The sequence below is a fragment of the Halovenus anhuiensis genome, from assembly GCF_037080055.1.
Classification (GTDB): domain Archaea; phylum Halobacteriota; class Halobacteria; order Halobacteriales; family Haloarculaceae; genus Halovenus.
On sequence record NZ_JBAOJI010000006.1, the window covers coordinates 93,211 to 115,765 of the forward strand.

24 protein-coding genes are annotated in these 22,555 nt (G+C 62.1%); 9 read left to right on the plus strand and 15 right to left on the minus strand.

Annotation, left to right across the window (positions count from 1 at the left end):
- Positions 1-93 precede the first annotated feature (93 nt).
- Positions 94-774: an MBL fold metallo-hydrolase gene (locus V8P86_RS14145; protein WP_336327932.1), complete on the plus strand. Its 681-nt coding sequence runs from the start codon at positions 94-96 to the stop codon at positions 772-774.
- 207 nt (positions 775-981) lie between these two features.
- Positions 982-2,724 (plus strand): helicase C-terminal domain-containing protein, encoded by a 1,743-nt coding sequence (locus tag V8P86_RS14150; protein ID WP_336327933.1) that lies wholly within the window; start codon positions 982-984, stop codon positions 2,722-2,724.
- On the opposite strand, the gene V8P86_RS14155 is transcribed toward V8P86_RS14150, so the two are convergent.
- The 8 genes from V8P86_RS14155 to V8P86_RS14190 all read right to left on the minus strand — a co-directional run bounded on the left by V8P86_RS14155 (position 2,725) and on the right by V8P86_RS14190 (position 12,183).
- A complete protein-coding gene (locus tag V8P86_RS14155) occupies positions 2,725-3,456 on the minus strand; it encodes a GNAT family N-acetyltransferase (RefSeq protein WP_336327934.1) in 732 nt (243 codons plus the stop codon). It abuts the gene before it with no gap.
- A gap of 70 nt (positions 3,457-3,526) precedes the next feature.
- Complete coding sequence (locus V8P86_RS14160; protein WP_336327935.1) at positions 3,527-5,158, minus strand: sensor histidine kinase; 1,632 nt, start codon at positions 5,156-5,158, stop codon at positions 3,527-3,529.
- Between the two features lie 89 nt (positions 5,159-5,247).
- A complete protein-coding gene (locus V8P86_RS14165; RefSeq protein WP_336327936.1) occupies positions 5,248-5,652 on the minus strand; it encodes a DUF8055 family protein in 405 nt (134 codons plus the stop codon).
- Positions 5,649-7,307, minus strand: a complete 1,659-nt coding sequence (locus V8P86_RS14170) for an FAD-dependent monooxygenase (protein WP_336327937.1) — start codon at positions 7,305-7,307, stop codon at positions 5,649-5,651. The genes V8P86_RS14165 and V8P86_RS14170 overlap by 4 nt, the downstream gene beginning before the upstream one ends.
- 2 nt (positions 7,308-7,309) lie before the next feature.
- On the minus strand, positions 7,310-8,983 hold the full coding sequence (locus tag V8P86_RS14175; RefSeq protein WP_336327938.1) for an electron transfer flavoprotein subunit alpha/FixB family protein: 1,674 nt from the start codon (positions 8,981-8,983) through the stop codon (positions 7,310-7,312).
- A gap of 2 nt (positions 8,984-8,985) precedes the next feature.
- Positions 8,986-9,867 (minus strand): electron transfer flavoprotein subunit beta/FixA family protein, encoded by an 882-nt coding sequence (locus V8P86_RS14180; RefSeq protein WP_336327939.1) that lies wholly within the window; start codon positions 9,865-9,867, stop codon positions 8,986-8,988.
- Positions 9,868-10,031: 164 nt separating this feature from the next.
- A complete protein-coding gene (locus V8P86_RS14185) occupies positions 10,032-10,370 on the minus strand; it encodes a 4Fe-4S dicluster domain-containing protein (protein ID WP_336327940.1) in 339 nt (112 codons plus the stop codon).
- 91 nt (positions 10,371-10,461) lie between these two features.
- On the minus strand, positions 10,462-12,183 hold the full coding sequence (locus V8P86_RS14190) for a glutamate--tRNA ligase (RefSeq protein WP_336327941.1): 1,722 nt from the start codon (positions 12,181-12,183) through the stop codon (positions 10,462-10,464).
- Positions 12,184-12,274: 91 nt separating this feature from the next.
- Here V8P86_RS14190 and V8P86_RS14195 point away from each other — a divergent pair, with 91 nt between their 5' ends.
- The gene (locus V8P86_RS14195; RefSeq protein ID WP_336327942.1) at positions 12,275-12,895 is read left to right on the plus strand and encodes a hypothetical protein; all 621 of its coding nucleotides are present in this window, start codon (positions 12,275-12,277) and stop codon (positions 12,893-12,895) included.
- A 184-nt stretch (positions 12,896-13,079) separates the two neighbouring features.
- Here the strand turns inward: V8P86_RS14195 and V8P86_RS14200 are convergent, their stop codons facing one another.
- Positions 13,080-13,226 carry a hypothetical protein gene (locus V8P86_RS14200; RefSeq protein WP_336327943.1) on the minus strand — a complete coding sequence of 49 codons (147 nt, stop codon included), beginning with the start codon at positions 13,224-13,226 and terminating at the stop codon, positions 13,080-13,082.
- A gap of 64 nt (positions 13,227-13,290) precedes the next feature.
- Here V8P86_RS14200 and V8P86_RS14205 point away from each other — a divergent pair, with 64 nt between their 5' ends.
- Positions 13,291-14,712, plus strand: coding sequence for a cryptochrome/photolyase family protein (locus V8P86_RS14205; protein ID WP_336327944.1), 1,422 nt, complete (start codon positions 13,291-13,293; stop codon positions 14,710-14,712).
- 547 nt (positions 14,713-15,259) lie between these two features.
- Positions 15,260-16,258, plus strand: coding sequence for a right-handed parallel beta-helix repeat-containing protein (locus V8P86_RS14210; protein ID WP_336327945.1), 999 nt, complete (start codon positions 15,260-15,262; stop codon positions 16,256-16,258).
- Positions 16,259-16,314: 56 nt separating this feature from the next.
- Here the strand turns inward: V8P86_RS14210 and V8P86_RS14215 are convergent, their stop codons facing one another.
- Entirely contained in the window at positions 16,315-16,764 is a 450-nt protein-coding gene (locus tag V8P86_RS14215; protein ID WP_336327946.1) for a DUF2062 domain-containing protein, read from the minus strand.
- A 130-nt stretch (positions 16,765-16,894) separates the two neighbouring features.
- On the opposite strand from V8P86_RS14215, the gene sod reads away from it, so the two are divergent.
- The gene (gene sod, locus V8P86_RS14220) at positions 16,895-17,506 is read left to right on the plus strand and encodes a superoxide dismutase [Mn] (protein WP_336327947.1); all 612 of its coding nucleotides are present in this window, start codon (positions 16,895-16,897) and stop codon (positions 17,504-17,506) included.
- An 89-nt stretch (positions 17,507-17,595) separates the two neighbouring features.
- Here sod and V8P86_RS14225 read toward each other — a convergent pair whose 3' ends face one another.
- The 4 genes from V8P86_RS14225 to V8P86_RS14240 all read right to left on the minus strand — a co-directional run bounded on the left by V8P86_RS14225 (position 17,596) and on the right by V8P86_RS14240 (position 20,166).
- Positions 17,596-18,288, minus strand: a complete 693-nt coding sequence (locus V8P86_RS14225; RefSeq protein WP_336327948.1) for an SDR family NAD(P)-dependent oxidoreductase — start codon at positions 18,286-18,288, stop codon at positions 17,596-17,598.
- Positions 18,289-18,393: 105 nt separating this feature from the next.
- Positions 18,394-18,564 (minus strand): DUF1289 domain-containing protein, encoded by a 171-nt coding sequence (locus V8P86_RS14230; protein ID WP_336327949.1) that lies wholly within the window; start codon positions 18,562-18,564, stop codon positions 18,394-18,396.
- A gap of 45 nt (positions 18,565-18,609) precedes the next feature.
- Entirely contained in the window at positions 18,610-18,981 is a 372-nt protein-coding gene (locus V8P86_RS14235) for a VOC family protein (RefSeq protein ID WP_336327950.1), read from the minus strand.
- Positions 18,982-19,023: 42 nt separating this feature from the next.
- On the minus strand, positions 19,024-20,166 hold the full coding sequence (locus tag V8P86_RS14240) for a sensor histidine kinase (RefSeq protein WP_336327951.1): 1,143 nt from the start codon (positions 20,164-20,166) through the stop codon (positions 19,024-19,026).
- 133 nt (positions 20,167-20,299) lie between these two features.
- Between V8P86_RS14240 and V8P86_RS14245 the strand changes: the two genes are divergently transcribed.
- The 3 genes from V8P86_RS14245 to V8P86_RS14255 all read left to right on the plus strand — a co-directional run bounded on the left by V8P86_RS14245 (position 20,300) and on the right by V8P86_RS14255 (position 21,921).
- Positions 20,300-20,566, plus strand: coding sequence for a DUF5827 family protein (locus tag V8P86_RS14245; RefSeq protein WP_336327952.1), 267 nt, complete (start codon positions 20,300-20,302; stop codon positions 20,564-20,566).
- A complete protein-coding gene (locus tag V8P86_RS14250) occupies positions 20,563-21,369 on the plus strand; it encodes an ATPase (protein ID WP_336327953.1) in 807 nt (268 codons plus the stop codon). Before V8P86_RS14245 ends, V8P86_RS14250 begins: the two co-directional genes overlap by 4 nt.
- A gap of 81 nt (positions 21,370-21,450) precedes the next feature.
- Positions 21,451-21,921 carry a cupin domain-containing protein gene (locus V8P86_RS14255; protein WP_336327954.1) on the plus strand — a complete coding sequence of 157 codons (471 nt, stop codon included), beginning with the start codon at positions 21,451-21,453 and terminating at the stop codon, positions 21,919-21,921.
- Here V8P86_RS14255 and V8P86_RS14260 read toward each other — a convergent pair whose 3' ends face one another.
- Positions 21,922-22,500, minus strand: a complete 579-nt coding sequence (locus V8P86_RS14260) for an MBL fold metallo-hydrolase (protein ID WP_336327955.1) — start codon at positions 22,498-22,500, stop codon at positions 21,922-21,924.
- Between the last annotated feature and the right edge of the window lie 55 nt (positions 22,501-22,555).

Genomic DNA, 22,555 nt, shown 5'->3' on the forward strand with positions numbered 1-22,555 from the left:
AAAACAGTGCTGGAGGTATGTTACCAAAGAACAAGTACGGGCCGTCGATCCTCAGCGTGGTGATTTTTGCCCGCTCGGCCCCTATTGATCGCCATGTATCGGCAGTTACGCGAGCACGTCTGGTGGATCGAGCTGTCGGGTGTCAACGCCTATCTCGTCGACGACGACGGGACATTCACGCTCGTCGACGCCGGATTACCGTGGCAACGTGAGTCGGTCCAGCAGGCCGTCGACGAGGTTGCGGGCTCGATGGACGCAATTGATCGGGTGCTGCTCACTCATTACGACCTCGACCACGTCGGCACGCTCGCCCGTCTCGACGGCCTCGACGCACCCATCTACATCGGTCGGGCTGATCATCCCTATCTCGTCGGCGAGGAGTCCCCACCGTGGCGCAACCACAAAGGCGCATTTCAGCGAGTCGTCGGCTGGCTCGCCAGCGCTCCCGACGGTCCCGTCGAGACCGTCGACGACGGCGACGAGATCGGGAGTTTCACCGCGTACCACGCGCCGGGACACACGCCGGGACATACTGTCTACGCGAGTGCAGACTGCTCCGTCGCTTTTCTCGGCGATCTCGTCAGAGAAGACGACGGCGAGTTGGTCCCATCGCCGTCTGTGATCAGCTACGACACCGACGAGGTCCACGCCTCGATTCGCGACCTCGCCGATACGCTCCCGCCGTTCGAGGCCGCCTGTCAGGGCCACGGGGTGCCGTTCCACGAGCGTGGCCGCGAGCGGTTCGTCGCGTGTGCCGACCGCGTTGGTCGCTAGATCAACGCGAGTGCCACGCCGGCGGCAGCGACGACGAAGACGAGGGCACCCACGAGCAGAGCGATCATGAGCCGTTCGAGAGAATCTCCGGAATCGGTCGAGTCGCTGGCCATCGTCTCTCCGTAAGGCGAGCGCCAGATTAAATGGTTCGAGAGCTCTGCCGCAGCGAACCCACGGACTTAAGATTGATCGGACGGCAGTACCACCGTGGACTGTTCGCGTATCTTCGAGGAGTTCCCAGCACCCTCCTACCGCGGCGCACAGGAACAAGCGCTGTCGGATATTCGTGACGCCTTCGAGGCGGGCAACGATGTCGTCCTCGTTCGCGCTCCGACCGGCAGCGGCAAGTCCCTGCTCGCCCGCGCCGTCGCTGGCTGTTCGGCCCGCCCGAGCGAGGTCGGTCCCGCAGACCCGATCGGTGCGTACTACACGACGCCACAGGTCTCCCAACTCGACGACGTGGCCAGCGATTCGCTGCTCGAAGATCTCAACATCATCCGCGGCAAGAACAACTACAGCTGTATCCTTCCCGGCGAGACCGATACGCCGGTCAACCAGGCCCCCTGCGCCCGCGAACGCGAGTTCGACTGCCAGGTCAAACACCGCTGTCCGTACTTCTCGGACCGATCGATCGCTGCCAACCGTGAGATTGCGGCGATGACGCTGGCCTATTTCATGCAGACCGCGGGTTCGGATGTCTTCGGCCAGCGCGACGTGGTCGTCATCGACGAGGCCCACGGGCTAGGCGACTGGGCGGAGATGTACGCCGCCATCGAACTCGGCCCGTCGACGATTCCGCCCTGGGAGGATGTCAAGCCCGAAGAGATCGACGGCCTCGACGACGCCGCGGAGTACGCCGAGTATCTGACGACTATTTGTGACCGCGGACTCGACGCGCTACGGGGCAACGCCGAACTCAGCCCGGAGGAAGTGCAAAAACGCGACCAACTGACGAAACTCCGGACAGATCTCAACTGGTTTCTCGACGACTACCGCGACCCCGACAGCGTCACGACGTGGGTCGTCGACCAGCACGGCGACGCGGGCGCGCCGGTGACGATCAAACCCGTCAACCCCGAGCGATATCTCAAACACACCGTCTGGGACCGCGGGAAGAAGTTCCTCTTGCTTTCGGCGACGATTCTCAGCCGCGACGCCTTCTGTGCCGGCGTCGGCCTCGACCCCGAGAAGGTCGGCATGGTCGAAGTCCCGCACACATTCCCGCTCGAACACCGCCCGCTGTTCGACGTGACACAGGGGAAGATGACCTACGAACACCGCGACGAGACGCTCCCCAAGATTGCACGCATCCTCGTTCGACTGATGGCACACCACCCCGACGAGAAGGGACTGGTTCACTGTCACTCCTACGCGATTCAGGATCAACTCGAAGAGTTGCTCCGAGAGTTCGGTGTCGGCTCGCGAATCCGGAGCCACGACCGCGACGACCGGGACGGGCAACTTGCCGCGTGGCAGCGTAGCGACAATCCGACTGTCTTCCTCTCGGTCAAGATGGAGGAGGCGCTGGATCTGGAGGGGGATCTCTGTCGGTGGCAACTGCTCTGTAAAGCTCCCTATCCAAACACGAACGACTCTCGCGTCGCCCAGCGACTCGAAGACGGTCAGTGGGCGTGGTACTACCGGACTGCACTCCGGACCGTGATTCAGGCCTGCGGCCGGGTCGTTCGCTCGCCCGACGATCACGGAGCGACATATCTCGGGGACAGTTCGTTGCTCGAACTGTTCGACCGCGCTCGAACCGATATGCCCGACTGGTTTCTGGCACAGGTCGAGGCGATGGAACAGCCGGATCTCCCGGGGTTCTCGCCGGAGGCTGCGCGCACCGGCGGGAGCACTGCTCGAAGCACGTACTCACAAAACCGAACCGGAAATTCACAGAGCGGACCCAGCGCAGACGATCACCCGCTCTCTGACGTGTGGGGCGAGTAGCTACAGTTCCTGGGCCATCATCACCTCGTCGATGTAGTGGCCGTTGAGTTTGTAGTGGTCCTCCCGGACGGCCTCGGTCTCGAAGCTGTGGGCCTCCAGAAACTCGATTGCCGACTCGTTTTCTGCCGGGATCGCGTTGTAGATCTTCTCCAGGCCCTGCTCGTCGGCCCAGCTGATCCCCCGTTCGAGCAGGTGGCTGCCGATTCCCATTCCGCGGTAGGCCTCCAGCACGCCCAGCGTTAGCTCGGCGGTGTGTTTGAGCTTCTCCAGATCGACGTGTTTGAGATGCACCCAGCCCACAACATCCCCCTCGACGCAGGCGACGAAGAACATCCGTGATTCGATCTCGTTATGGCGGATCAACACCCCCTCGCTGTCGACGATGTCCGCCACCGTCTCGGCTTTGACGTACTCGCCGCTGCCGATAGCCTCACGAATTGCCCCCACCAGCCCGGTCAGATCCTCCTCGCGGGCCTGTCTGATCGTGTAGGAGACCTCTTCGGTGTCGTACTCCTTCTGATCGCCCGCGTCGAAAGCGATCCGGAGTTTTCCGTCGACCTCCTCGATCACGCTGTCCCGCTTTAGAATTGCGACGTGGTGACCGAACTGTCGTTTCTCCATCCCCAGCGCGCGCCGGACCTTCCCCGGCCGCGTTGCCCCCTCGCGCTCGACGTACTCGTAGACGTCGCGCCTGTCGTCGTGGCTGATCTCTGGCGTCTCTAGTACTTCCATGGTGTGGCATACCACATCATACTACTTAATTCATCCGGCGAAACATGCCGGGGATTCTGAATCGCCAGAGTCAGGCCAGTTCTCGGTTCGGGACGGTCATCTGGACGGTCGTCCCGCTGTCGTTAGTGAAGCTGACCGTTCCGTTGAGCTTCTTGATGCCCCACTTGATCCGCCAGAGGCCCAGTCCGGTGCCGTGTTGCAGCGGCGTCTCCGATCCGGCGTCGATGGCAGCGAGTTCGGAATCGGGAATCCCAGGCCCGTCGTCGGAGACGGTGATCCGGTAGCCGGTCGCGTACTCCGTGATACTGACTTCGACCGTCTGTTCGGCGTGCTGGACGGCGTTGCCGACTGCGCTGTCGAGTGCGGCGGTCAGCGCCTCCCAGTCGGTCACCAGCGGGGCCGTCTCAGGGGCGTCGAGTTCGATCGGGATGTCGTCTTCGCGGTCTTCGATCACCTCCCCGACCACGGCGACCAGGTCGCGCTCGGTTTCGTGGAGTCGCCGGGAGACGAATCGATCGATCGACCGCGCCTTGTGCCCCAGATCCGCGAGGCTGTCGGCGGAGTCGATGATCGCTTCTGCTCGCTCGCCGTGGCCGTTCTCTGAGAGCACTTCGGCGTTGCTCTTGATCACGTCGACGTTGTTGCGGAGGTTGTGTCTGAGCACGCGGTTCAACACTTCGAGGCGCTGCTTGCGTAGTTCTCGCTCGGTCACGTCGTGGAGGCTGACGATGTGACCCAGTTGGCGGTCGTGTTGGTCGGTGAAGCTGGCAATTTCGGGATCGAACTGCTGTCGGCTCACTCCCGAGCGGCGCTCGTAGGTCTCCATCTCACGCAGTTCGTCGAGACTCACGCCGAGAATGTCGCTGACCGGCTCGCCGAGGGGCTGCGCTCGACTCACACCGAACTCCTCGGCAGCTTTCGGGTTGAGTTTGATGACGCGCTCGTTCTGGTCGACCACGAAGATCAGGTCGTCTGTCTCGCGGGCGATGGCCTGCTCGCCGACGGTGCCGGCCGCTGGCGTCGACTCGAACATATCGAATCGAAAGACGGCAAACGTGAGCAATCCAGCGGGCAGCGCGAAGCCGATGGCGTATCCCGCCGCTGCGGCCGTGAGTCCGAGACTCTCGAACAGTGTCGGCGAGATGTTGAGAATGAGCAGGGGACTGATCGCGCCCGTCCCGAGGACGACCCCCTGCACGAGTGAGAGGTGGCCGTACTCGTGCGTGGTGCGGACGACGAGATAGATCCCAATAATCAACAGAAAGAAAACGTGAACGGTTGCCAGCGAACCGACCGTTTGCAGCACCACCCTGCTGACTGGAAGATCGACCACAGTGATGAAAACGAGGCCGCTAAGGGCAACTAGCGGCACCGAGAGCACCGCGACTGTCCGCCGCCGAATTCGGGTGTACGTACCGGTATACTGCAGCGCGAAGACCAACCACGGGAGCATGGCAAACACCCACGATAAGAATGCGATATCCGACCAGAGTGGATCTCCCTGGCTGGGACCAGTCGCTCCGAACGCCATTCCGATTGCTCCCCCGGCAACCGCACCGATACCGAGCACGCCGGTAAATATTCCAAACGCTCTCACGCCGGGTTCGTTCCAACGGCGATAGCAGTAGATACCGAGTGAACAGAGCACGACTCCCGAGAGGAGGGCGATACCGAACAGTGCGGTATCCAGCGGGGTAGCCATTGTCAATTTGTTTACCGGGATTGGATAAAAAACTGTACTGCTTTTTCTAACGGAGAAAGTGTGGGCGACCGAGTCCGTCCTGTGGTCGATCAATCACGCTCCGGAACGCCCGTCAGAATCTGCGCCACATCTTTGATGTTGTGCGTGTCCAGCAACAACTCCGCGGCCTCCCGCAGGGCGTACTCGGGAGCCATCTCGACACCGTAACAGGCCGCGTACAGTCCCAGCCAGTCGTTCATCGCACCCTCCAGCGCGTGATACTGATCGGGCGAGAATCGCACCATCTGCCCACCCGTTCGGGCCTCGATGTAGACCGAAATCGCTGGCCCGGCCCCCTCACGGAGGTAGTGCATCGCGCGCTCACTGTCCGGCGGTGAGGCCGGCGGCTCGAAGGCCGCACACTCTTTGGTCGCCCGGTCCGCGAGGTCGTCGATCCGCTCGCCGAACCGCTCGACGGGCGGCCGGTCGCTCCCTCCTGGCTGTTCGGTCGTCATCCCTGCTTGAACTCGACGCCCTTACCGCCGCTCGGATGCTCCCACTTCGTGTCGGCGACGACCGCACAGGTGCCACACTCCACGCAGGGCTGGGTGTCGAGACTGACCTTCTTCTCCTCGCTGCCGTTGGTCTTGACCGTCTCCTCGCGGTAACAGCCGCCGCCGAAGTCTTTGGCACTGACCGGACAGGCGGTGACCGCGGTTCCGGAGGCCTCAAAGCTGTTATCGAGTACCTCGATGTGTGGGTCGTCGACGTTGTAGGTCAGATCGCCGATCCGGTCGTCCAGTTCCGGTGGCTCGATCTGGCTCTCGTCGACGACCTCTGTCCCGAGTACTTCGCCGATGCGCGTCGGTACGTCGACGTAGGTGAAGCGGGTGTCCGGGATCATGCCGAGGAGATACGGCGAGTTGTACGCCCGCTCGATCACGCCGCCGAACAGTTTCAGTCCCGCGGTCCCGACGGGCGAATCGAGCAGTCGACTCCCGACGCTCGTCACGACATCACTCTCCGACAGTGCCCGCGTCGCACGATAGCGCCGCGGTCGGAGTTTGGCCATCACGCCCTCGTCGTACAGTTTCTCCTCGTAGAGATCGCCCGCAACGAGCGGATTGCCCCGCGATTTCGCCTCCGATATCGCCTCGGCGGCCAGTCCGCCGGCGGTGACGGCGTGGTTCATCCCCTTGATGACCGGACCCTGGGCCTGCATCTGACCGGCCGCGTCGCCGACCAGAAGCAGTCGGCCGCGGTGCGGCGAGGGGTGGGCCACCTTCTTCGAGTCGGGGACGAGTTTCGCCGAGTACTCCCGTTCGTGGTACTCGCCGTCGAACCACTGCTCCATCAGCGGATGCGTCAGGAGGGAATCAAGCAGTTCGTGCGGTTCCGCCCGACTCTCGGTAATCGAATCCAGATGGAAGACGGTCCCGATCGAGAGCGAGGATTCGTTCGTGTAGAGGAAGCCGCCGCCGCGGACGCCCTCGAACAGGTCGCCCGAGAACAGGTGTGCGTCGCCCTCGTCTTCGTCCAGGCCAAACCGCTCGTTGATCGTCTCGGGATGCATCTCGACGACGGCCTTGACGCCCTGGAACCACTCCTCTGGTTCCTCCCAGTCCATCAGGCCCGCATCACGGGCCAACTCGGAGTTGACACCGTCCGCCGCGACGATCACGTCGGCCTTGATCGGGTCGAGTTCGTCGAGCGTGACGCCGACAATCTGGCCGCCCTCTCGGAGCAGGCCGTTGACCCGTACGTCTGTCAGGACGCCGCCGCCGGTCTCCCGCGTGGCTTCGTGGACGCGCTCGGCGACCCACGAGTCCATCTTCCGCCGTAGGACGGCATCACACCACTCGGTGTCGTGGTGGTGGAGTTTCCCCAGGTCGAAGGTCTTCACCTTGTCGTCGGCGATGTTGTGGATGTAGTGGTCGTCGACGGGGCGTTCGGTCGCCTCCGCTCGCACCCCCGGAAACACGTCGTCGAAGGTGTACGGTGCGGACTCCTCGCCGTAGAGTAACCCTCCTGAAACGTTTTTCGCGCCCGCGTCGGCCCCGCGTTCGAGGACGAGCGTTTCGACGCCCTGTGCTGCCAGTGTCTTTGCTGCCGTCGCACCGCCGGGTCCGCACCCGACGACGACCGCCTCGTAGTGTTCGTACTCTGTCATTGTTAGTCGTCACTCGCTTTCGCGACTGCGTCTGCGAATTCGCCCGTCTCCAGTGCCTCGGTCAGTCGCGGCAGAATCTCGAAGAGATCACCCTCGATGAAGTAATCCGAGAAGCCGCGGATATCCGCCTCGGGGTCGGTATTGATCGCGACGATGGTATCCGACTCGTCCATGCCGACCTTGTGCTGGACTGCGCCCGACACACCAGCAGCGATGTAGAGGTCGGGTTCGACGACCTGTCCGGATTCACCGATCTGGCGTTCTTCCGTGATATACTGCTCGACGTGGCCCTCGAACTCGTAGGAGGCGGTGATCACCCCGCGAGTCAGACCGAAGCCGGCATCCTCGAAGGTATCTTGCAGTTCGAGGCCGAGTTCGATCCCCTCGGTCGGGTCTTCGCGGTCGATTCCCCGGCCCATACAGACGACCACGTCGTGGCCCGAGAGGTCGACGCCGTCGTCGAGGCGGTCGTACTCCGTCACCTCGATGTGGAACCAGTCCTCTGGCAACTCGATATCGTGCTCGACGATTTCGCCCTCTCGCTCGGGGTCGGGTTCGGGCAGATCGAAGGTGCCCGGAATGACGCTGGCCCCTTGCGGGTGGAAGTCGCGGTGCGGTTTGTCGATACAGAGGATCGTCGAGTACTCGAACCCGGAGAAGTCCGGTCGGGGCATGTGAAGCACCCGCTCGAACTCCTTGGACTCGCCCGGCGTGCCCGTCTTGGCGGGATTGGAGATCATCGCCTCGTCGATGTACAGGTCCGAGCAGTCCGAAGCGAGTCCGCTATCGAGTTCGCCCTGGACGAGCGCGGAGAGGTCCCGGCCGTTGTTCGTCGCCGGGAAGATGTTGTACCGGGGTTCGTGATAGTCACGCCAGTCGGCCTCGAAGTCCCGGCACATGTGACAGAAGATCTCCGTGTAGGGTTTGTGTCGGAACCGCGCGAGTCGTTCGTCCTCGTGATAGACGACCCGATCCGCACCGTAGGCGATTGCTTCCTCGGCGAGGTCGCCCACGTCGTCGCCGATTATGACCGCGACCACGTCTTCAGGATTGCCATCCTCGTCGCCGCCGTAGGAGGCGGTGTCCTCGCCATCGCTCGAATCGCTGTTGTACTCGTCCATCATCTCGCGGGCGCGGCCGAGCATCTCCTTCGAGACATCCAGTAGTTCGCCCTCCTGTGTCTCACAGTAGACCCACATATCCCGGTACGTCTCGCCGGCGACACCCTCGACGTACTGTTTGTCTGCGGTCGGGTGATCGAGATCCGGATACTTCTCCTCCGGTGGGACGTACTCGACTTCTTGACTATCTGCTTCGTCAGTCCCCTCGACAGATTCGATTCGGCTCTCGATCTGGCTGATCGCGCCCTTTCGTTCCTTCCCGTCTTTTTCCCGTTCCAGCAGGTCTTCGAGCACGTCCACGTCGTCGATATCACGGACCATGTTCGCAACGTCGGCAACCGTCAACTCCGTCAGATCGACATCGCTGGGATCGCCCTCCTCGCCTTCGTCCTCGACGGCTTCGATGCGGCTCTCGATAAGTTGCTTGACCGGCATCCGGTCCTCGTCGCCTTCTTCGAGTGCCAGCATCTCCCGCAGTTCGTCGGCGTCGTCGATATCTTTGATCTTCGGTCCGAGGTCGGCAATTTCGTGTTCTGTTGGATCGAGTTCGACCATATTCAATCACCCCCTGCGTGCGCGTGTAGTTCCTCGAATACCTCTTCCATCGCCCCCTCGTCGTCCGGATCGACCATCGTCGCCTCGCGCTCGTCGGGCCCCTTCGGAATCGGATCGACGCCCGCGACGATTGTCGGCGAACCATCGAGGCCGATGAAATCTGGATCGAGATTGAGATCCTCGTGATCCCAGACGGTGATGTCCTCCTCCAGATCGAGTTCTTCGGCGCGTTGTTCGGCATCTTCGCGGAGATCCTTGTGTCGCAGGCGGTACTCCGCCCGGCGGTAACTGGGCTCGAACTCCGGATCGGTGACGATGAAGGCGGGCAGATCCGCCTCGACGGTCTCGATCTCGGAGATGTCGCCCTCGACGAGTCGTTTCGCCCGCACTGTCTGCTCTTCTTCGTCGACATCCAGTGAGATGACGTGCGTGATGATCGGCCGGTCGGTCAACTCGTCGTTGATGTCGATACACCAGTTCGTCTGTGGACCGGTGTGGCCGGTCTCTCCGTCGGCGGTCTTGAAGCCGGCGAAGATCAGATCCGGCTCCTCCTCGAACTGCGTCAGCCCCGTCGAGATGGTCATCGCCGTCGCCCACGTATCCGCCGCGCCCATCTCCCGGTCCGAGAGCAGATACAGGTCGTCGGCGTAGACATCTCCCATCCCTTCCTGCAGGACTTCCTTGTAGCCCGGCGGGCCCATGCTCATCAGCGAGACACGCCCGCCGGCCCGGATTTTCGTCTGCAACGCGGCTTGCAGCGCAATCTTATCGTTCGGGTTCATGACTGTCGGTGTCTTCCCCCGTTCGAGGTGTCCATCCTCGTCGAACGATACTTTCCCCTCCCTGAAATCGGGGACACCTTTGGTGAGTGTAACCATGTGCATATTTATCACTACCCTAGGTTGAAGACGTGCCCCACTGTGATGTAAGTGTTTTGCTCGTTCACATGACAGTGGGATAATCGGGCGCAGTTGGCGGGAAAAACTGGTTCTCGGCGGCCGGCGATGACTCTCGTCGATGCCGCGCTCTTCGGACGACTCGACGCCAGTCAGATTCGGCCGGCGCGACTCGGGTCGACGTCGATGGCGTCGACTGGGCAGACGTCGACACAGAGCATACAGTCGATGCACTGCTCTTCGTGCGAGGGATGGGCCTTGATCTCGCTCTCGGGGTGGCCCGGCGTGTCGACCCACTCGAAGACATCGACCGGACAGTCTTCGAGACAGGCCCCGTCGGCAAGACAGATGTCGAAATCGACGGCGACGTGGGTCCCGTGGATCCCCTGTTTCTCTTCGGTCAACTCCTCCCCATCGGGCGACCAGATCGCTACGTCATCCTCTTCCCCAATCTGCTCGTAGCTCTGCTCGAACTCTGGATCGATTGCCATCGTTAATTGTACCCACTCTCCCCGGGAAGTTAAACTTTCCACCGAATGAACAGGCTCGACCGAAGCAGACCGCGGTGGTCTGACGACCTCTTCAGGGGTGTGTGTAGTAGGCGACGGTGTCCTCGCCGAAGGAATCGATCCGCACGAAGCCGACCCGCTCGAACTGCAGCAGATCGTCGGGGTCGTACTCGGCGACGCCGGGTTCGGCGTAGCCCGACACGTCGCCGTCCATCGTCCGGAGACGGAGTGAGAGGTTCTCTGCGGCGGGGACCCAGTGGACGATATCGACGCCCTCCTCGCGAGTCACGTCGAGGTCGTCGCCGGTGTACTCGAAGCCCTCCTCGGTGTGTCGAACACAGCCGTAGCCTTTCAGCCAGACGCGGTCACCGACCGCCGGCAGGTCGTCCGATTCGACCACGACCCCGTCGCCGGCCGGGATCTCTCGCGTTCCGCGCTCCTCGAAGTTCGGGTGCACCGGCACGCTCGCGGTGTTCGGGCCGCCAGACAGCGACTTCTCGACGGCGTTGCCGCCCTCGTCGCGGACGAAAAACGCCCGGTCGGTCTCGTCGTCGATCAGGTCGCGGTTGTTCGCGTAGACGGTGGACATCGCCAGATCGACGTTCGAGGTGGACATCCCGAGTCCCGTCATCGACTCGACGATGGCCTCGCCCCGGATGCCCCGTCGGCGCAGGCTGGCAATCGTCGGTGCGCGCGGATCGTCCCAGCCGTCCAGTTCGCCTTCCTCGATCAGTTCGCTGATCGTCGAGGTCGACATGGGTACGTCGTAGGCATCGACCTGGACGTGGCCCCAGTGGATGACCTCGGGATACTCCCAGTCGAAGTAGTCGTAGACGAACTGCTGGCGCTTGGCCGAGTCCTGCAGGTCGATTCCGCGGATGATGTGGGTCACGCCGGTCAGGTGGTCGTCAATGCCGCTCTGGAAGTCGAGCATCGGCCAGCAGCGGTACTCGGCGGCTTCCTCGCGTGGATGTGGCGTGTCGATAATTCGGAAGCCGACCCAGTCTCTGAGCGCGGGATTCTTGTGTTCGATGTCGGTCTTCACGCGGAGGACCATCTCGCCGGAACTGTACTCGCCCTCGATCATCGCCGTAAACTCGTCGTGGACGGTTTCGGTGTCCTTGTCCCGATGTGGGCAGGCCTCGCCCGAGTTCTTCAGTTCCGAAAAGTCCTCGCCGGAACACGAGCAAGTGTACGCACCGCCGGCGTCGATCAGATCTCGCGCGTGGTCGTAGTAGGTTTCCAGTCGGTCGCTGGCTTTGAGTACTTCGTCGGGTTCGAAGCCGAGGTACTCGATTGCGTCGAGAATCTGCTCGTAGGCGTCGAGATCCGGCCGCTTCGTCTCGGGATCGGTGTCGTCGAACCGGCAGACGAAGGAGCCGTCGTAGAGATCTTTGTAGGTGCCGACGACGGCGGCCATCCGGGCGTGGCCGATGTGCCACGGCCCGTTGGGGTTCGGTGCGACGCGCATCCGAACATCGCCCTCCTCGGCGTCCGGCAGATCGGGAAGCACCTGATCGTCCTCTTCTTCTTCGGCGTCGATCTCTTCGAGCAGTTCGGGAGCGAGTTCGCCGAGTCGCTCGCGACGCTCGTCGTGGCTCAGTCCGTTGACCCGCTCGATAACCGGCGCGATGATGCCCGGAATCTCGTCGCCGTACTCCCGGAAATCGGGATTGTCGCCCATCAGCGGGCCCATGATCGCCCCGACCTGCGCCTCGCTTTCGTGCTCGACGGCGTTGTACAGGGCGTCGATTTCGGCTTGTTCCCTAATGCGGTCGCGAAGATCGTCGTCCATTACTCGATATTGGGGGCGGGGACGTGAAAACTCGGGCGGTCTGAGCCGACCACGGCAATCCTTATATCACACTGGCCAGTACTCCCGCCCAATGAGCGACGACGAGGACGGTGCAATCGAGCCGTATGATCGTTCTCGGGAGATTCAATCACGGGAGGAGACTGGCTCGACCCCTGTGACGGATCGCGGAGACTCCCAGCGAGTGGCCGAGCGTGAGGACTCCCGATCCCAGCCCACCCGCAGCGGTTCGGCGAACAGCCTCGCTGACGCTGTTGCGCAGACCGCGAGCCGTCCGACGACGGTCGAATCCGAGTCGCTGTCGGCGACGCTCGTCGGTGTCCCGCGGATCGATCTGGAGGAGTTCGTCTACGCTCACCAGCTCGATCCCACCGAACCGGAGCAGGGCCCGCGGCCTGTGGCGCTGTTCGATCTGAAAAATCAGACTGACCAGCGGCTTCGCTGGCGCAGCGCCCGAACCAAATTCATCGGCACAGACGAGTACACCTACCAGCCGGCACAGCTCTCGCTCGAACCGGGCCAACTCGGCCCGGGCTGTCACACCCGACAGGTCGAACTCGAACCCGGGAGCAAGGCGCGGATGGTGACGCTGGTCGAGCAACTTCCGGAGGGTGTGGAGGTGGCGAAAGTCGTCCAGACGATTCCGCGACGCGGTGCCGCACAGAACGAACGGCTCGTGTTTGCTGTCGAGTGAGGCGGTTCGGTCGTTTGGGTTTGAGGCATTTACTGGGTGAACATTACTTCAGAGAACCAGAAAGCCCCGAGGTTCTCGACTCGGGGGCCTCGCTGCGCGCTCACTCCGTTCGCGTGCTTGCGTCGTCCGCCTTCGTCGAGAACCTCGCCCCTTTCAGTCCCACCCTGTAGCTTGTTCGCCCAGCCTACGCGGGTGGGACTGAAAGGGGCCGACACGCTCCGGGAACCCCGGCGATGCAAGCACCGCAGTGAAACGAGGAGCGCAGCGAGCCGCGGGACTGGAGCGTGTCGGGGGCTTTCTGGTTGTTCACGTCGGCGAACATCTCAGGCATCTCATTTTCTCGTACTCAGAACCGAGACGCGACTGTTGAAGTACGTGGCGTCCAATACGCTTGCATGCAGATTCACTGGCACCGACGGGACCTCCGCATCGCTGATAACCGGGGACTCGCAACAGCGACAGCAGAGGGGGACGCTGTCGGACTGTTCGTCTTCGACCCGACAGTACTGGAACACGGAGCATCGCCGCGGGTCGCCTTCATGCTGGATGCGCTCGACTCGTTGCGAGAGGCGTACCGCGAGCGTGGAAGCGACCTGCTGATCGCCCACGGCGACCCGACCGACCTCGTTCCCGAGGTGGCTTCGGCACTCGACGCAGACGGCGTCACGTGGTGTGAAGACTACACGGGACTGGCCCGACGCCGCGACGCCGCGGTCCGGCAAGCACTTGCCGACGCTGGCGTCGAGCGAACCGCAGTGCAAGATGCCGTGCACCACGAACCCGGCGAGATCACGACCAACGACGGCGATCCGTACAAAGTGTTCACCTACTTCTCGAAGAAGTGGCACGACCGCGGGAAGCTCGACCCGCTCGATCCGCCGACGGCCGACGACCTCGCGAACATCGAATCTGGTGAGATCGAGAGCACTCGCGAAACACTCCCGACGCTCGACGAACTGGGCTTCGAGGACCCCGACGCCGAGATTCCCGAGGCCAGCACGGCGGCCGCCCGCGACCGCCTCCACGACTTCTGCGAGGACGATATCTACCGCTACGACGACCGTCGGGACTACCCCGCGGACCGATGCACCTCTCGGCTCTCGGCTCATCTCAAATACGGGACACTCGGGATTCGGGAGGTCTACCAAGCCACCGACCGCGCCCACGCCGACGCCGATTCCGAGAGCGCCCGCGAGTCCGTCTTCGAGTTTCAGGACCAACTTGCTTGGCGGGAGTTCTACACGCAGGTGCTGTGGGATCGACCCGACGCCGTCACGGAGAATTACAAGTCCTACGAGCGGGAAATCGAGTGGCGCGACGACCCAGAGGCGCTGGAGGCGTGGAAACGCGGCGAAACGGGCTATCCCATCGTCGACGCCGGGATGCGCCAACTCCGCGAGGAGGCGTATATGCACAACCGCGTGCGGATGATCGTCGCCTCATTCCTGACGAAGGATTTGCTGATCGACTGGCGGGAGGGGTACGACTGGTTCCGTGAGCAGTTAGTCGATCACGACACCGCAAACGACAACGGTGGTTGGCAGTGGGCGGCCTCGACGGGGACCGACGCCCAGCCGTATTTCCGGGTATTCAACCCGATGACCCAGGGCGAGCGTTACGATCCCGACGCCGAGTATATCAAGCGGTACGTGCCGGAGTTGGAAGATGTGCCTGCGGAGACGATTCATTCGTGGCACGAACTCGACATCGGGACCAGGAAGATGCACGCCAGCGAGTATCCGGCTCCGGTCGTCGATCACAGCGAGCGGCGGGAGGAGGCAATTGCGATGTTTGAGAGGGCGCGTGGTGACGAGTGAACGGAGTGAGCGAGTCACCACGAGGCGGAGCGGCGAGGGACGAGCCGCGGAGCAAGCGCGTGGTGACGAGTGACGCGAGGACGACCATCGGGAGTCCTCGGACTGAGCGAGCGGCGACGCCGCGAGCAACGCGAGATCCGAGCAAAGCGAGGATCTCGGTTTGCGCGAACGGCGAACGGGTGGACGAGCGGAGCGAGTCCACCGAATGCTCGAACGGCGAAGCCGTGAGAGCCGAACCGTGAACGCCAGAAGTGAACCAGCACGCGCAAACGTCGACCGAAAACTGCGGTATTAGTAAGTGTTCGCAAGCTGCACTTTTCCTGTAATAACCATTTCATACACATCACCGCTCATACAGTGGTGTATGATTGGTGAAAACAATGACAGATCACGCCGGCGAGTTTTGAAAACAGGCCTAACTCTCGCGGGGGCGGCGAGCTTGGGGACCCTGATAACAGGATCAGTTAGTGCCCAAACCGCTGTCTCTGGTGGAGGGAGTGCGATTCAGGATGCAATCGACGACGCAGAGGATGGTGACACGATCGTCGTGACAGATTCGGCCACATACGATCCGATAAGTATCAACAAGAGCATCACAGTCGAGAGTTCCGACGGGGCCACAATCGACGGTGGCGGCGGAAGCAGTGCAGCGGTCAGTATCGCGGCTGACGGTGTCACGTTCGAGGGGTTCACCGTGACGAACCCAGACGGTCTCCTCGGCATCAAGGTCGAGTCTGGCTACGACGGAGCCACAATTACAGACAACACAGTCGAGGATATTGGCCCGACCGGACGACTGGGTGTGACTGGAATCAACGTCGGGCAGGGTGACCACGACGACATCGAGATTGTGAACAACGTCATCCAGGACCTCGATCAGGAGACGACCGATGACTCCGGTTTCCCCACGGTCAACGGGATCCTGTTTGATGCAGATAACAGTGGTCCGGGGACAGTCACGGATACTGCTGTCAACAACAACGTCATTCGTGAGATAGAAAGTGACATTGCCCCACTTGGGATCGTCGTCCAGCACGAAACCGACGGCTTTGCGATCAATAACAACGAAATTCGAGACCTGGTGGCCGCTGACAGTACTGATTCAGACCCCAGTGATGGTGTTGACTTTGGCTTCACCTTCGCCCAGGGCATCAACATCGCTTCGCCGTCGACGGCCGGCACGGTCGTCAATCGGAATGTGATTGAAAATATTACAAGCGAGGAGACAATTCTTCCGGAGGCGGTCAAAATCGACGGCGACGGTGGTGGCGTGCAGTTCCGGGCGAACCAGTTCCTCGTTGCAATCGGGCTGAACAACAAGAACGGAACCGACGGTGGAAGCAGAGATCCGTCCGGTGATCCCGTCGTCGACGCACGAAACAACTGGTGGGGGAGCCGAGAGGGTCCGGAAGAAGCGGCGTTCAATCAGGATGGCGACGACGATGACCGAAGCGATGTGGTCGGAAACGTCAGGTACGAACCGTTCCTGCGGAATCCCACAGGAGGGTCTCGATCGGGTCGGGGTACGGGCTCAGGTCGCCCATGAGTTTCTAACGAAATAGTTGAGTCCCGTGTGTTACGCTCGGTCTTTGAGAGGAGTAATCAACTCTTTCGCCGGTCGTATTCGAGCGCCGTCCAGTAGGCGAGCAGATAGGCAACGGCGGCGAACAAGACAGCGAGCACGACGTTTCCAGCGAGCAGACGGATGATGACTGCCTGTCCCGCATCGAGCCCGATATCCGTTCTGCTGATGCCGGCGCCTGGGCCGAGCAACTGGACGCCGAGGAGGAAACTCGCAACGTAGACGGTCCCCTTGGCGAGGGGATTCATAACAGCAACCGCGGCTAACAACGCGATCCGGTTGGCCCGGTCGAACTGTGCCCCGATCCACGCGAGGAAGGGAATCACGAGTCCGAGTGACGGCAACGTGGTCAGGAAAATCCCGGCCGCGAAGTAGCGGGCGATCACCCGCGGCGGGTGATCCTCGGCGAACGCGGCTCTGAGCCGACTTCGCATCCGCCGCAGGTGACCACCGAACCGATTCGTTTCCATTGGGTTTGCAGTCGTAACTGATTGAGGCTTATAAGCGTTCAGTCTGCCGTTCGTCGGTTCGATGCTAAATCGCCGCCTCGGGAACCTTTTTGATGCTCCCAGCCGACATATCCGTACGGAGGGATTACCAATGCCAGAACATTCAGACCCAGCACTGCCGGAACTTCCATACGACTACGACGCGCTCGAACCACACATCTCCGAACAGGTGGTGACGTGGCATCACGACACCCACCATCAGGGATACGTCAACGGTCTCGGAAGTGCCGAAGAGACACTCGCCGACAACCGCGAGAGCGGGGACTTCGGCTCCTCGGCCGGCGCTATCGGTAACGTCACCCACAACGGCTGTGGCCACTATCTCCACACGCTGTTCTGGGAGAACATGCACCCGGACGGCGGCGGCGAACCCGAGGGTGACCTCGCAGACCGCATCGAAGAGGACTTCGGCTCCTACGAAGGGTGGAAAGGCGAGTTCGAGGCCGCCGCATCCGCCGCAGGCGGGTGGGCCCTTCTGGTCTACGACCCGGTTGCGAAACAGCTTCGCAACGTCGCTGTCGACAAACACGACCAGGGCGCACTCTGGGGCGCACACCCAATCCTCGCCTGCGACGTGTGGGAGCACTCCTACTACTACGACTACGGCCCGGACCGCGGCGAGTTCATCGACGGCTTCTTCGAGGTCCTCAACTGGGACAAAGTCGCCGACGAGTACAACACTGTCGTCGAGCTATTCGAGTAGAGTTGTCGCTGCCGAACATTCGGGCGCAAAACCATCACCGTTTTTTTGATGCCACCGAAGTAGTAGCGACGCTGCTCGCCGTCTCCTGACTACCACGGCTTCAGTGATCTGTCACGCCAGAACTCCCCGCTCGGACCGTCGGGACGGAATCGTGCGAGCCAGATCGGTGTCTCCGCGCCTTTCTCCGGCGTCCGCGGTGCGGATCCCTCCGTCATATCGGTCTGGACGTAGCCCGGACAGACCGAGTTCGCCAGTAGATCGTCGTACTCGCCGTCGAGATACTTCGTCAACCCGTTGAGCCCGGTTTTCGAGATTCGATAGGCCGGCATACCGCCCGTCTGCGGGTCGGTGAGTTTCCCGAGTCCCGAGGAGACGTTGACGACTCGTCCGCCGGGCCGGTCCAGCAGGAGGTCCAGCGCTTCCTTGATCAGATGGATCGGGCCGTGGAGATTCGTCGTCAGCGTCTGGTCGATCACTTCTGCCGGCATCTCGGCCAGCGACTCGCGGCTGTCCATGATCCCGGCGTTGTTGACGAGGATATCCAACTGCCCGACATCCTCGCGAATACGTTCGATAGCAGCCTCTCGCTGGGTGTCGATAGTGACATCAAGTTCGATGGCTCGTCGGTCGTCGCTGGTGATATCGTCGGTATTCCGCGCGCCGGCGTAGACGGTTGCACCGTGGTCGACGAGTCCGTCGGCGATTCGCTTCCCGATGCCGCGGGTCGCGCCGGTGACGAGTGCGACCTGTCCCTCCAGCGTCTCGTAGAGCGGAACGTCCATACTGCTGTCAGGGCCAGCGCAAACAAAAACAGCGTGTTGGGCAGTCGTGCGGTCGACTACGAGATTCTATCGACCTCCGGAAAACGAGTCACCGATCCCGTCTCCTCAGCTATCGGGGGAGGGGTACTCACGGTCCTCGATTTTCTCGAGGATTGCCTCCTTCTCTGCGTCGGAGAGCTGTCGCCACGAGGCGATCTCGGCGACGGTCCGTCCACATCCGAGACAGATCCCGTCCTCGACTTCACAAACGCTCGTACACGGTGACGTGACTGGCATGGGTGGTCGAATCTGCGCTTGGCAGCAGCCGACAGTCCGAGTCCGCTATTCCAGCGGCTCGATCAGTTCGACGACGTGGCCGTCGGGGTCCTCGATGAAGGCGGTACGCGCGCCGGCTGCGGGCTGGTCGGCTGGCTCTTTGACGACGCCGTGGTCGTCGATCTCCTCGAAGGCAGCGTCCACGTCCTGCACGTGGACGGCGAAGTGATCCCACGCAGTGCCGTTCTCGAACTCCTCGTTGCCCTCCGTGTCGGAAAGCTGGAGCTCGAAGTCGTTGCCGTCGGCGACGTAGACGTTTCGGGTCTGGCCGTCCTCGCTGGTGAACTCCCAGGAGTCCTCGAAGCCGAGATTGTCCTTGTACCACTGTGCGAGTTCGTCGGCGTCCGAGACGTTCAGACAGACGTGGAGTGCGTCCATATCTCGATTGCGGCGGCCCGAAAAATAAACACGTCGAAGCCGTCACTCGGCGGCCTGCGCGGTGAGGTCTTCCGGCGCAGTCTCGACACTGGTGAACTCGAACTGAGCACCGCCGTCGGTCGATTCTGTCACGGAGACCGTCCAGCCGTGTCCCTCTGCAATACCGGCGACGATTGCGAGACCCAGTCCCGTTCCGTCCTCGCTGCTGCAGTATCCGGGCTCGAAGATCACGGAGCAGTCGTCGGGATCGATTCCCGGGCCGTCGTCCGCGACGAAAAAACCGCCCTCGATACTGCCGATCTCGATCGAAACGTCGTCTCCGCCGTGTTCGACCGCGTTCCGGAACAGGTTCTCGAACACCCTGACGAGTCGCTGCTGGTCGGCCTGAATCACGACCTGCGTATCGACCGACAGCGAGGCTTCGCTGGTCTCGACGTGTGACCACGCGTCCATCACGGCCGTCTCTAACGGCACCGACTCCAACGCACCGACGCCGTGGCTGTCTCGGGCCAGCGTGAGCACGTCCGTGATAATTTGTCGCATGCGTTCGTGGGAATCCTGTGTCCGAGCGAGATGGGCCTCAAGATCCGGATCGTCGATCTGTTCTTTGACCGCGTTCGTCCGGCCGATGGCGACATCGAGCGGATTTCTGAGGTCGTGAGAAATGAGGCTTGCAAACTCCTCTAACTGCTTGTTTTCGGCTTCCAGTTCGGCCTGCCGGTCGTGATGATCGGTCACATCGTGCAGTAAGACGATCCACTTCCGGGGCGGCCGGGGCTGTCGACCGATGGGGTACAACAGCACGCGATACGTCTGTCGTTGTCCCTCTCGCTCCATCTCGACATCTCTTTCCGTCTTTTCGGCGACGGCTTCCTGAATGGCAGGGTAGTCGTCGAGGACATCCGCTGCCGAGTCTCCCTCGATTTCGCTGTCGAACATCGTCCGGAACGGGACGTTCGCCAGCAACACCGTATCCTCCGGATCGAGTACTGCGACGGGCTCGTCGAAAGCGTTGATCAGTCGCTCGGAATCGACGGGTTGCTCGCCCGATTCCGTGCGGATCAACCAGAGGCCGAGCGCTGCACCGATGATGAGAAGCACCAGAACGAACGCTGCCAGATAGTACGCAAGTGAGAATTCTCCGGGTGCAAGTTGCAACGCTGACGCCCAGCCCAACCGACTCATTACCCGATGTAGGTGCCACAGACTCATATATGTTCAGCAACCGCGCCGAGCGCTATACAGTGGAGTACCCACGAGGGAACTGCTGTTTCCGTCGACCGGAGTGTTTACCAGTTCCTTGCTATTACGGGTCGGTATGCCCATCGACAGAGAGTCAGCCGATGATTTGCGCTCGCTCGAATTCCGGGACCCCGAGGAGGTCCTCGACCCGGACAAACTGTACACTGTCTACGAGATTGGTCGACTGCTGCAGGGACTTGACCCAGAGGAGGAACTCGACGTCGAGACCGAAAACGTCCTGCTCGACTGGGCGATTCCGTGGATGATGAACCACTCCGAGCAGTTCGTCTTCGCGGAACCGACCGACGACACTGACCCCGGCTACTACGGACTCGCCCAATGACACTGCTGGTCGTCGGCTCGGACCGGGTCGATGCCGGGAAGACGACCTTCTCGACCGGGCTGGTCGCCCGGACGACGGCAGTCGGATTCAAGCCACGGGCCGGCAACGACTACTGGTATCACCACGACGATTACCGCAGCGCCATCGAACAGGGCGGGATCTACGGCAAGGATGCCCGCCGACTCGCAAAGGCCAGCCCCGGCAGTCTCGATCCGGCCGATATCAACCCTGTCCACCGCCTCTGGCGACCCGCCGACGGCAGCGGACTGCTCGGCCAAGAGGGTCGGGAGTTTCTGCTCGACCGCGCTGGTGAACAGTATATTCTCAACGCACAGGCCGACCTTCCCGACTCGGCGCGGGAGCATCTCCCGCTGTCGGATGCAGTCGTCGTCGACTCGGTCGGGCAACTCAATCAGGTGATGGAACGGGCGCACGTGCCGGCGTTAACTGCGCTCGGCCAATCCATCGAGGCGACCGACCGGGCCGTCGTCGAATCCTACAGCGATGTCGCCCGGCCAGTTCAGGGGATCGACCCCGACGCCGTGGCGGTCGTCGACCCGGGCCGCGCCCGGATTTTCGACGGCTCGCGCTTTATCAAAGCCTGTTCGGTCGCCTCTGGTGCGGAGGGATCCTTCCACGGCCAACTCGAAGAACGCGTCTCGTCGGTGATCGATCTCGCCGACCCGGTCGACACTGTGACACTGCCTCCACTCACCTCCGAGCAACGCCACGACTCCGATACCGTGGCGACCGAGTACGGCGACGCCTACGACGCACTGCTGGCAGTAGCAGACGAGTGGTAAGCAGCGTCGTCCCTGACTGACCGAACCTGACAATCAAAACTGACGGCACGCTTTTTACTGATCCGTCCGATCATTCGCTGCATGAAGACAATCGACCTCGACGGTCTCGATCCGCAGTCGAACCCGATGAACAGCGAGAGCGTCACCGACCCGCTCGATGCGACCGACTTCGCGATGAACTACTATGTCCTCGATCCTGGTGAGGAGTTCACCGGCGGGTTACACGCCCATCTCGACCAGGAGGAAGCGTTCGTCATTCTCGAAGGCGAGGCAACCTTCGAGGTCCAGGAGTCCCCGACTGCGGACAGCGAGACGGTCACCGTCGGCGAGGAGGAGATGATCCGGTTCCCGCCGGGCGAGTACCAGCAGGGTCGCAACGAGTCCGACGAGCAGGTGCGCGCACTCGCGCTCGGCGCGCCGCAGGAATCGACCGATATTCGGGTCGCGGCCCCCTGTCGGGCCTGTGGCGACAGCGAATATCTCGAATTCGTCATGACCGAGGAGGGCGCGATGATGGAGTGTCCCGAGTGCGGGAAGTCCTTCGAGGCCTGATTACTGCATCTGAGCGGCCTGAAAGGCGAGTTCGATATCCTGGACCGGATTCGTCGTCACGCTCGGGCCGTGGCCGGTGTACATCTCCGAACAGTTCTCGTCGACAGCGTCGAGGAGTCGCTGGATGCTGTCGATCAGCACCTCCCGGTTTCCCTCCTCCAGATCCGTCCGGCCGAATCCACCGTTGGCGAAGACGAGATCGCCAGCGAAGAGCACGCCAGACGCCGGGGAATACAGACAGATGTGGTCGTTTTTGTGTCCCGGCGTGTGGATTGCTTCGTAGCTGTGGTCGCCGAGCTTGACCTGCTCGTTGTCTCCGATTTCGTAGTCGACACCTGGCTGGCCGGGATCGAAGCCCCACACGTCGACGCCGAAGGTGTCGGTCACGTCGCCGAGATTCCCGATGTGGTCGGGGTGGGTGTGTGTCAGGACGACGGCGTCGATATCGTCGACGTACTCTCTGGTCTCGCTGACGACATCGAACTGCATGCCGACATCGACCAGCACTGTGCGCTCGCCGTCGACCAGGAAGACGTTGCTCGTCATTCCGGCCTGTCCCGCCGCAAGATTCTGAATCATACCCGCAGGTATGATCGGCGCTGGTTTGGGTATATCGGTCGATATCTGCTCGTTC